Annotated in this window: 10 protein-coding genes; 2 read left to right on the top strand and 8 right to left on the bottom strand. The window is 70.3% G+C overall.

Annotated features, from left to right (window positions below; translation table 11 throughout):
- Nucleotides 1–895, bottom strand: an 895-nt coding sequence (locus tag ACIOU8_RS07250) for a flavin monoamine oxidase family protein (RefSeq protein WP_400787580.1), incomplete at its 3' end; no start/stop codon positions are given.
- 111 nt (nucleotides 896–1,006) lie between these two features.
- Nucleotides 1,007–2,374 (bottom strand): 4-aminobutyrate--2-oxoglutarate transaminase, encoded by a 1,368-nt coding sequence (gene gabT, locus ACIOU8_RS07245; protein WP_400787577.1) that lies wholly within the window; start codon nucleotides 2,372–2,374, stop codon nucleotides 1,007–1,009.
- 114 nt (nucleotides 2,375–2,488) lie between these two features.
- On the opposite strand from gabT, the gene ACIOU8_RS07240 reads away from it, so the two are divergent.
- A complete protein-coding gene (locus ACIOU8_RS07240; protein WP_400787575.1) occupies nucleotides 2,489–3,997 on the top strand; it encodes a PucR family transcriptional regulator in 1,509 nt (502 codons plus the stop codon).
- A 590-nt stretch (nucleotides 3,998–4,587) separates the two neighbouring features.
- Here the strand turns inward: ACIOU8_RS07240 and ACIOU8_RS07235 are convergent.
- From ACIOU8_RS07235 to ACIOU8_RS07210, 6 genes are read right to left on the bottom strand one after another with little or no spacing between them, the layout of a single operon-like run.
- Nucleotides 4,588–5,448 carry a MurR/RpiR family transcriptional regulator gene (locus ACIOU8_RS07235; RefSeq protein WP_400787572.1) on the bottom strand — a complete coding sequence of 287 codons (861 nt, stop codon included), beginning with the start codon at nucleotides 5,446–5,448 and terminating at the stop codon, nucleotides 4,588–4,590.
- The gene (gene phnE, locus ACIOU8_RS07230) at nucleotides 5,435–6,268 is read right to left on the bottom strand and encodes a phosphonate ABC transporter, permease protein PhnE (protein ID WP_400787570.1); all 834 of its coding nucleotides are present in this window, start codon (nucleotides 6,266–6,268) and stop codon (nucleotides 5,435–5,437) included. The genes ACIOU8_RS07235 and phnE (ACIOU8_RS07230) overlap by 14 nt, the downstream gene beginning before the upstream one ends.
- Nucleotides 6,265–7,074 carry a phosphonate ABC transporter, permease protein PhnE gene (gene phnE, locus ACIOU8_RS07225; protein ID WP_400787568.1) on the bottom strand — a complete coding sequence of 270 codons (810 nt, stop codon included), beginning with the start codon at nucleotides 7,072–7,074 and terminating at the stop codon, nucleotides 6,265–6,267. The genes phnE (ACIOU8_RS07230) and phnE (ACIOU8_RS07225) overlap by 4 nt, the downstream gene beginning before the upstream one ends.
- Nucleotides 7,071–7,874 (bottom strand): phosphonate ABC transporter ATP-binding protein, encoded by an 804-nt coding sequence (gene phnC / locus ACIOU8_RS07220; RefSeq protein WP_400787566.1) that lies wholly within the window; start codon nucleotides 7,872–7,874, stop codon nucleotides 7,071–7,073. Before phnC ends, phnE (ACIOU8_RS07225) begins: the two co-directional genes overlap by 4 nt.
- 22 nt (nucleotides 7,875–7,896) lie before the next feature.
- Entirely contained in the window at nucleotides 7,897–8,886 is a 990-nt protein-coding gene (gene phnD, locus ACIOU8_RS07215; protein WP_400787563.1) for a phosphate/phosphite/phosphonate ABC transporter substrate-binding protein, read from the bottom strand.
- Nucleotides 8,887–8,937: 51 nt separating this feature from the next.
- Nucleotides 8,938–9,582: an HAD family hydrolase gene (locus ACIOU8_RS07210; RefSeq protein WP_400787560.1), complete on the bottom strand. Its 645-nt coding sequence runs from the start codon at nucleotides 9,580–9,582 to the stop codon at nucleotides 8,938–8,940.
- 118 nt (nucleotides 9,583–9,700) lie between these two features.
- Here ACIOU8_RS07210 and ACIOU8_RS07205 point away from each other — a divergent pair, with 118 nt between their 5' ends.
- Nucleotides 9,701–10,354: an amino acid deaminase gene (locus ACIOU8_RS07205; protein ID WP_400787557.1), complete on the top strand. Its 654-nt coding sequence runs from the start codon at nucleotides 9,701–9,703 to the stop codon at nucleotides 10,352–10,354.
- Nucleotides 10,355–10,356 lie beyond the last annotated feature (2 nt).

The following is a 10,356-nucleotide window of genomic DNA, read 5'->3' as shown; positions in this document are numbered from 1 at the left end:
TGTGGTGGGGGGGGGGGTGGGGGGGGGGGGGGGGGGGGGGCGGGGGGGGGGGGCGGCCGGGGGGGCCGCGGCGGGGGGGGGGGGGGGGGGGGGGGGGGGGGGGGGGGGGGGGGGGGGGGGGGCGGGGGGGGGGCGCCCCCCCCCCCGACGGGACCCCCGCGCCTTCCGAGGGGCTCCACTCGAGCGAGCGCACCGGCTGGTTCAGCAGCACGTCGTCTCCGAGGCGCTCGGCGAGCAGCAGCGGCACCTTCTGCAGGCCGCCGACGACGCGCTCGTCGAGGATGAAGTCGGCGTCGACGAGGTTCGAGTACGAACCGGCGGATGCCGCCATCAGCAGCGACTGCAGCAGTGAGAACGAGTGCGTGGGCTTGGTGAGCATCGCCGACCCGGTGGCGAAGGCGAGGTTGCGCACGGCCTCGTCGTCATCGGTCTGCGCGCGCAGCCAGGCGTCCCACGTGACCGAGTCCCACTCTTCTGCCTTGGCGTGCGCCCAGGGGCGATCGGGGTCGATCTCGGCGACCATGGCGTCGAGGCGCTCGGTGATCTCGGCGATGACGGCCTCGGTCTCGGCAGACACCGGGAACATCTCGCCCGTGAAGCGGTGCGTCTGTCCGTCGGGCCCGACGTACACGCTGTCGCCTTCGCGATAGCGGCTGTAGGTCTCGAGCCCCAGCTCCTCGATCGTGTCCTTCAGCGCATCCTGATCCGGCGAGACCCACTGGCCGCCGATCTCGAGCATGGCGCCGTCGATGACGTCGGTCCACAGGCGGCCGCCGACGCGGTCACGTGCTTCGAGGACGGCGACCGACAGTCCGGCCTTGCGCAGGTCGTTCGCGGCCGTGAGCCCTGCGGCTCCGGCTCCGACGATCAGCACGTCGCGAGTGATCTCAGCCATCTGCTTCTCCTTCGTTGGAAATGTGTGTGCCGGCCGCGACTCGAAATCCCCCGATCCTCGTCGCGGCCGGACGTGTGGTGGCGGACGCGGCGAGCCGCGACCGCTGGTGTGTCAGCCCGCGTTCACCGCGAGCGCGTCCGCGACGACGTCGAGGCCCTCGTTCAGCAGATCGTCGCCGATCGAGAGCGGCGGCAGGAAGCGGATGACGTTGCCGTAGGTGCCGCAGGTGAGCACGATGACGCCCTGCGCGACGCAGGCCTTGGCCACGGCAGCGGTGAGCGCGGCATCCGGCGCGTTGGTCTCGGGGTCCACGAACTCGGCGGCGATCATCGCGCCGTGACCGCGGATGTCGCCGATGCGGGCATCCTTCTGCTGCATGGCTCCGAGGCGCGTCATGAGGATCTCGCCGATCTCGCGGGCACGCTCGATCACACCGTCGTTCTCGAAGACGTCGATCGCCGCGAGCGCCGCTGCACAGGCGATCGGGTTGCCGCCGTAGGTGCCGCCGAGACCGCCCGTGTGCGAGGCGTCCATGATCTCGGAGCGGCCGGTGACGGCGGCGAGAGGCAGACCACCCGCGATGCCCTTGGCGGTCGTGATGAGGTCGGGCTCGATGCCGAAGATCTCGCTGGCGAACATGTGGCCGGTGCGGGCGAAGCCGGTCTGCACCTCGTCGGCGATGAAGACGACGCCGTTGGCGCGGCACCAGTCGGCGATCGCCGGCAGGAAGCCCTCGGCCGGGACGATGAAGCCGCCCTCACCCTGGATGGGCTCGATGATGACCGCGGCGAGGTTGTCGGCGCCGATCTGCTTCTCGAGCTGCAGGATGACGCGGGCCGCGGCCTCGCCGCCCTCGAGTCCGTCGCGGAACGGGTATGACATCGGTGCGCGGTAGACCTCGGGGGCGAACGGTCCGAAGCCGCTCTTGTAGGGCATCGACTTGGCGGTCAGCGCCATGGTCAGGTTGGTGCGGCCGTGATAGCCGTGATCGAAGGCGACGACCGCCTGGCGGCCGGTGTGCTTGCGGGCGATCTTGATCGCGTTCTCGACGGCCTCTGCTCCGGAGTTGAACAGGGCGCTCTTCTTGGCGAAGTCGCCGGGGGTGAGACGGTTCAGCGCCTCTGCCACCTCGATGTACGACTCGTACGGCGAGACCATGAAGCAGGTGTGGGTGAACTGGGCGGCCTGGGCGGCCACTGCTGCGGCGATCTTGGGGTGCGCGTTGCCGACTGTCGTCACGGCGATGCCCGAGCCGAGGTCGATCAGCGAGTTGCCGTCGGCGTCGACGATCACTCCGCCGCCGGCGGCGACGGCCGCGACCGGAACGGTGTGCCCGACGCCCGCGGCGACGGCATCCGCCTTGCGGGCGAGGATCTCGGCCGAGCGGGGGCCGGGGAGGTCGGTCACGAGGCGACGCTCCTGGGGGAGGTCGGGTCCACCGAGGGGGATTGCAACAGCTGCGGTGTCGAGGAGAGCCATGTTCGTGAGCGTACGGCCGGATCCGATAGAGGCGCATTCGCCCAGCTGTACAATCTCGTAAAGATCATCGCCCGACCGTACACACCCTGGTCCCGACGAGAGAGGAAGGCAGGCATGGACGACGCCGAGCAGCCCACCCTGCGCGCCCTGTTCCGACGCCGCGACCTCGGACTCGGCCTGATCTCGGACGAATCCGACCTCCCGGCGGGCGCGCTCGATCGCCCCCTCCGATGGGTGCACAGCTCCGACCTCGCCGACCCGACTCCGTTCCTCGCCGAGGACCTCGCTCTGCTGACCACCGGCACCCAGTTCGACGCCGGCACCGACTTCGACGTGTACGTGGGGCGGCTCGCAGATCGCGGGGTGCTCGGCCTCGGCTTCGGCACGGACGTGCACCGCGCCGGGATCCCCGAGGAGCTGATCTTCGAGTGCGCACGCCACGGAACCCCGCTGTTCGAGGTGCCCTACCGCACGCCGTTCATCGCCGTCGCCCGCGCGCACTCCGAGGCCATCGCCGCTCAGGCGTACGCCCGCAGATCCTGGGCGCTCGACACCCAGCGCGCGCTGGCGCTGGCGGCGCTGCGCCCCCGCGGGCTCGATGCGACCGTGGCCGAGCTCGGCCGGCGCCTGGGCGTCTGGGTCGGGATGTATGACGCGGTCGGCGCTCTGCAGCTGTCACACCCCCGGTCAGCCGTGTCTTCTGAGCTGCTGGCCGAGCTGGGAGAACGCGCCACCGAGGTCCTCACCCGCGGACTCGAGGCCGGGCAGTCGCTCACGATCGACGATCAGACGTTCACGCTCTTCACGGTCGGACGCGGCGGACACCTGCGTGGAGTGATCGCGCTGGCCGTCGATGTGCTCGACGCCGAGGCCCGCACGGTCGTGACGTCGGTGATCGCGATGGCCGGGCTCGCACTCGAACAGAGCGACCAGCTCGCCCGCAGCAAGCGCCGGTTGAACTCGCAACTGCTGAGCTCGCTGCTCGACGACGACCCGGCACTCGCCCGCAAGGTGCTCGGCGGCATGCCGTCGGCGCCCGTCGTGGTGGCGATCGCCGCGGACGCACCGACCGGCCCGTTCGCCGACTGGTGGGACCGACGCCGCGCCGAGCACGGCACGGCCAGCTTCCTCGCCGAGTCGCCGGAGGGCGTCGTGCTCTGCCTGTCGATAGACGACGACGCACTGCTCGACGAGGTCGCCGCACGTTTCGGCATCCGCATCGGGGCATCGGGCTCGGAGTCGTACGACGCGTTCTCGCGCGCCCACGCTCAGGCTCTCGCGGCCCTGCGTCAGCAGTCCGGCGCAGGGGTCTTCCACTTCGCCGACGCCGCGGGGTCCAGCATCCTCAGCGCGCTCGCGACCGACGAGGCGCGCCTCGTCGCCGAGTCGCGGCTCGCTCCTCTCCGCGACCACGATGCGCGATCAGGCGGCGACCTGGAACGCTCGCTGCGCACCTGGCTCGAGCACGATGCGAAGGCCGACCCGGCAGCGGCCGCCCTCGGCGTGCACCGTCACACTCTGCGGTCGCGGATCACTCAGGCGGGTGCCCTGCTCGGCAGCGATCTGTCGTCATTCCCCGCCCGCGCAGAGCTGTGGGCGCTGCTGCAGACGGCCCGCGACTAGCTGCCTTGCCCTACTACTCCCCGTCGACTCTTCCTTCCTACTCCCCTCCCAGCACGGAACCCCTCTTCCGGCACGAAACCCACCGCCTGCACACGGGTCTCACCCCGAAACCCGGGTCTCGCCGACCGGCGTCGCGCCCGCCTACACGAAACCCACCTTCCGACGCGAAACCCACCGCCTGCACACCGGTCTCACCCCAAAACCCCGGTCTCGCAGCGGACACCGTCGCCCGCCCACACGAAACCCACCTTCCGGCACGAAACCCACGCTCCCGCACGAAACCCACCACACGCACCCGGGTCTCACCCCGAAACCCCGGTCTCGCCGACCGGCGTCGCGCCCGCCCACACGAAACCCACCTTCCGGCACGAAACCCACCGCACGCACCCGGGTCTCACCCCGAAACCCCGGTCTCGCAGCCGACACCCCCGCCCGCCCACACGAAACCCACTTTCCGACGCGAAACCCACCGCACGCACAGGCGTCTCACCCCGAAACCCCGGTCTCGCGGAGGCTCACGGAGGCTCACGGAGCCCGCGGCGCGCAGCAGCGACGCAGCGACGCAGCGGCGCAGCGACGCAGCGACGGAGCTAAGCGCCCTCTCCGAGGTTGTCGGAGACGACCTCGAGCGCGTGCGCACGCGCCTGCACGGCATCCGCGCCCCGCTCCGTCGTGACCGCTGCGGCGAAAACCTCCGCGAACACCAGATACGCGACGCGGGAAGTGTGCTCGAGCTCGTCGCGGAAGCTCACCCCGGTCGGCGCGATCACGAGCGACAGCGTGGCCGCCTCGGTCAGCGCAGACGAAGCGAAGGACGTGAGGGCGATGACCGTCGCACCGCCCCGGGCTGCCGCGGTCGCGACGCGCAGGCTCGCCTCGTTCGCGCCCGATCCGCTGACGATGAGGCAGACGTCGTCTGGCGTGAGATGGCGTGCCGCGATCTGCTGCGCGATCGCATCCGCGATGAACTCCGCCGCGCGACCCGACGCGGTCAGCCGCATCGCCAGGTCGCTCGCGATGGGCGAGGACAGACCGTTCGCGAGCACGAGCAGACGGCGAGCGGATGCTGCGAGCCGCACTGCTTCGGCGACGGTCTGCGCGTCGAGCAGGCTCGCGAGCGCCGGCAGGGATGCCGCGACGCGATCGATCTCGCCTCGCATCCGCCCGAGCGCGCCCGGTCCGTGGTCGATGCCCGCCTCCGTCGGCCCGCTGCCGAGTTCGGCGGCGAGCGCGACGCGCAGCTGCGGGTAGCCGCGGTAGCCGAAACTCTGACACGCGCGCACGACCGTCGCGCGGCCGACACCCGCTCGGTCGGCGAGTTCCTGGGCAGTCCACTCGACCACCGCCTCCGCCGACTCGACGATCAGCTCGGCGACGCGGCGCTCGGCGGGCTGCAGGGTGTTGAGCACCGCGGCGATGCGAGCGGTGGGTGGGGCGCTAGACGAGAACACGGGTGCGGGCTCCCTCCATGATCCGGCGGCGGATCGCGCCGGAGACGGCATCGATCAGCATCGTGACAGCGACGACCACGATGAGCAGGACACCCACCGTCGACCACTCACGGTACTGGGTATACGACGTGAGCATGTCACCGATTCCGCCGACGCCGATCAGCCCCAGCACGGCCGAGGAGCGCACGTTGATCTCGAAGCGATACAGCCAGAACGACCAGAACGCGGGCTCCACCTGGGGCCAGACACCCCAACGCAGCACCTGCAGGGTGCCACCACCCGCCGCGCGTGCGGCCTCGATGGGCCCGCGCGGCACGGCCTCGACTGCTTCGTAGCCCCACTTGCCGAGTGTGCCGATGCCGTTGATCGCCAGCGCGAGCGCGCCCGTGAACGGGGTGAGCCCTGTGACGGACAGGATCACGATCGCGATGATGATCTCGGGAACGGCCCGGATGAGCGAGAACAGCCCGCGCAGCAGCGCGCGCAGCCAGGCGGGGCCGAATCCGCGCGCGGCGAGCAGGCTGACGGGGGTCGCGAGCAGGATGCCGAGGATCGTGCCGACCCACGCCATCTCGATGCTGCGCCAGGTCTGCCAGAGCGCCTCTGGCAGCTTCTCCCAGTTAGGGTCTCCGAACATCAGGAACGTGTAGCGGACGATCTCCGAAGGCAGGTCGGCGAGACGTGCCCAGTTGATGTCGATCGACCAGAAGGCCAGCACGACGACCGCGGTGACGATGATCCACGATGCGACGAGCCAGGGTCGGCGCGGCTTGTCGGGGATCGCGGTGCGGGTGCCGGTCGAGGTGAGCGCCGCGGTCATACGAGTCTCCGTCGGATGGCGTCGGAGACGAGGTCGATCACGACGACGACGATGAGGATCTCCAGGATGATGAGCGAGAGCTGGTCGTAGCGGTAGAACGTGCGCACGGCGTCGATGAGCAGCCCCATGCCACCGGCTCCGACCAGACCGAGCACGGTGGAGGCGCGGACGTTGAGCTCGAAGACGTAGAGAGTCTGGTTCGCGAACGCCGGCCAGGCGTCTGGCAGGGCCAGCGTGCGGTTGATCTTCGTCTGAGTGGCGCCGACCGCACGCCCGGCCTCGATCGGCCCCCGGTCGTTGGTGTCGATCGCCTCCGAGACGAGTTTGACGATGATGCCGACGTTGAACAGCAGCAGGGCGAGGATGCCGGGGAGCGCGCCGACACCGACCATCGCGACGAGGATCGCCGCGTAGAGCAGGTCGGGGACGCTGCGGATGACATTGAGGATGCCGCGCACGGCGATGCGCGCCGGAGCGTTCGGGTTGGTGGCGCGCGCCGCCCAGAAGCTCAGCGGCAGCGAGATCACCGCGCCGATCGCCGTCGCGATGACGGCCATCTGCAGCGTCTCGATGAGTGGCGGGAGCGTGCGCGGGAAGAAGCTCCAGTCGGGCATCAGCAGCTTGACGACCTTGTCGGCGCCGTTCTGCCAGTTGCGCGCGATCGCCGAGAGGTCGACGCCGATACCGATGCCGGGCAGGCACATGACCACGGTGACGGCCACGACCGCAAGCAGGATCACGGGTCCACGCCACGCGCCCGGCGGCCGCCGAGGTATCTCGAGCGGTGCCGGTGTCGCCTCGTTCATGTGTCGAGCCGATCGTCGGCGGTGAGGGATCGACCGTAGATGCTCTCGAAGTCGGCGTCCGTCGCGCTCGCGGCCGGACCGTCGTAGACGATCTGCCCTGCGCGCATGCCGATCATCCGCGCCCCGTATTCGCGGGCGAGGTCGAGCAGGTGCAGGTTGACGAGCACGGTGATGCCGAGGTCCCGGTTGATGCGACGGAGGTCGTTCATGACACCGTGCGCGGTCGGCGGGTCGAGGCTCGCCACCGGCTCATCGGCGAGCACGATTCGTGGCTCCTGCGCCAGAGCCCGGGCGATCGCGACACGCTGCTGCTGCCCACCCGAGAGCTCGGATGCGCGCGAGTGGAGCTTCGGCAGGATGCCGACGCGGTCGAGCGCCTGATAGGCCAGCTGCCGGTCGGGCTCGGGGTAGGCGCCGAGCAGGGTGCGCCAGAGGGGCGTATGGGCGAGACGTCCGACGAGCACGTTCTGCAGGACGCTCGCCCGGCCGGCGAGGTTGAACCCCTGGAACACCATTCCGATGTCGCCACGCAGACGCCGCAGTGTGCGCGGCGAGGCCCCGCTGACGCGGTGCTCGCCGACGTCCAGCGTTCCACTCGTCACCGGCACGAGGCCGTTGATCGTGCGGATGAGGGTGGACTTGCCCGAACCGGAGAGGCCGACGACGGCGACCATCTCGCCGGCATCGATGTCGAGGGAGATGCGGTCGAGGCCGACCGTTCCGTTGGGGTACCGCACCGTGACGCCATCGAGACGGATGGACCACGGCGTGGACGCCGCAGCCTGGGCTGCGGCGTCCACGTGCTGGATCTGATCGGACAATTTACTGGAGCCCCAGGGCCTGGGCGGCGCGAGCGACGACATCGAGCGAGTCGGGGTCGGCGGGCGCGAGCTTCGTGATCGAGTAGATGCTCGTGAGGATCTCGGAGCCCTCCTCGGTGTTCGAGAACTCTTCGAGAGCCGTGGAGATGCGGTCCTGGAGCTCGGGCGAGAGGTCGGACGACAGCGCGACTCCGTCGTTCGGGATCTCCTCGGTCAGGGCGAAGACGACGACCTTCTGGCCGACGTCGGGGGTGTCCTTCTGCACGATCGTGCGGGCATCCCAGAAGCTGAAGCCGACCTCGGCGTCGCCGTTGTAGACCGCCAGCACAGAGGCGTCGTTCGCAGTCACGGGGATCTGCTGGATGTCGGCGTCGGTGTCGAGTCCCGCCTCCTGCAGCGCGAGGACCGGGTAGATGTAGCCGGCGGGCGAGCCTGGTCCGAGCAGCGCGACCTTCGCTCCCTCGACCTTGTCGATGCTGTCGAGACCCGCCGGACCCGACATGGCGTCAGCGCCGTTGCAGAACAGCATCCCGTCGCGCTCGACGGGCTCGTCGTCGCAGTACTTGTCGGGGTTGTTCGTCATGAACTGCGCGGGGTAGGTGATGTTGCCGTTGCGCTCGGTCTGCAGCACGACCGACGCGTCGTACATGTCGTTCGCCTGCCACAGCTGCAGCGACGGCAGGAATCCGATCTGCGCCTGACCGGCGCCCATCGCCTCCACCGCGGCCTGGTAGTCCTTCGAGACCACACCGGTGACCTCGATGCCGAGCTCCTCGGTGAGGTAGTCGGTGAGCGGAGCCGCGGTGTCGACGAGGCCGTCCTGATCCTGCGAGGGGACGAGTGCGAGCACGAGCGACTCGGGGTCGGCCGCGGGTGCGGCGGACTCATCGGGTGCAGCCGTGCCGGTCGAGCAGCCGGTGAGCACGACGGCGAGCAGGGCGCCCGCGGCGACGAGGCCGGCGGCGGTCCGGCGGAAGGGGGAGGTACGCATGGTCATCCTTCGATGGGGTGGTGGGGTGAGGGAGGGCGGAGAAGTGCGGGTTCAGGGGCGCAGCCAGGCGGTGAGCTGAGGGGTCAGCGTCGCGAAGTCGGCAGCGCGGTAGGTGGGGGTCGCGTCCGTGTCGGCGAAACCGCCGATCAGCGCAGTCGCGTGGCCACGTGCGTGAGCGGGGGCGAGGTCGTTGTGCCAGATGTCACCGATGCTCAGCACTCGTGCGTCCGCGGGGAGCCCGGCGAGCAATGCCTCGAGGCCGGCAGGCTTCCCGGCGCCGGTGACGACGCGGTCGAAGAGCCCGGAGAGTCCCAGCGCATCCAGCGCCTCCTCGATACGAGTCGCGGGCGCGTTGGTGACGAGCATCCGTTCGGCATCCGCGGCCGCCTCGGTCAGGAAGTCGGCAAGCCCGTCGGGCGCGGTGATCGGCGCCGCTGCGGTGGCGAGCTGCTGACGGCTGGCGCGGTATGCGGCGCTGAGCAGTCGCGAGTCGGCTCCTCGCTGCGCGCCCGCGCGGCGCACGGCGTCGTAGCCGTCGAGCGCCTCGCCATCGGATGCGGCGAGCGCACTGCGGATCGCATCGACGAAGCCGGCGTCGTCGCCGAGTGCGGTCGCCACCTGTGCGGCGTAGGCGAGAACGGGACCGTCGCCGAGCGCGATCGTGCCGTCGAAGTCGAAGAGGAGAATGGAGTTCACGGGGTTCTTTCTGTGGGGACGCTTCGTCCAGTGTGAGCAATGCACGTGGACAGAACGGCCACCTTGCGTAAACACCGTGTGAACATTCCGTCCACCGCAATCACGTATGGTGAGCGCCGTGTCCGAACTCGATCAGCTCACCGCCGCCGCGACCCTCGCCCAGACCGGCACCGCCACCGCCGCACGGGCCGCCATCGATGCACTGCCGTGGCTCCGCGACTCGATCGAGGGCGACCGCGCCGCAGCGCGCTTCGACAGGTGGGGGCGGTCGACCGCCATCGATGAGAACACCCGCACCGCGGTCATTCCCCGCGCGCTGTTCGAGGAGCTGCACGAACGAGCCGACCTGCCTGCGTCGTGGCCAGTCGGCAACGCCGGACTCCTGCACTGCTATGGCTACCTGCTCTCGCTCGAATCGACCCCCTACGGGCTCAAGCGGGATCGATGGGTGCGCGACGAGCTCGCGCTGGCGTGCGGGCTGCAGCCGGACGCTCTCCGGCCCTGGGTCGGCGACACGACGCTGCTCGCTCGCGCGACATCCGCGGCCGCCGCGATCCTGCAGTCCCCCGCTGCGTCCGCCGTTCAAGCGATTGACGGACGCGCGACCCGAGTCGCCTTCAGCGCTGACCGCGGCCCGTCCGCTCTCGCTTACGAGGTCGCCCCTGCGCGCGAGAGCGCTCCGCTCCTCGTCACCCTTTTCCCGGTCGTCGACGCCTCATCGGTGCTCGGCGAGTTCCGCGCCGCGCGGATTCTCAGGTGGAATGCGGGCTAGCG

The organism is Microbacterium sp. NPDC087589 (assembly GCF_044743635.1).
In the GTDB taxonomy this organism is placed as follows: domain Bacteria; phylum Actinomycetota; class Actinomycetes; order Actinomycetales; family Microbacteriaceae; genus Microbacterium.
Note: the sequence above shows the minus strand (reverse complement) of the source record. Positions and strands in the feature narration are given on the sequence as shown.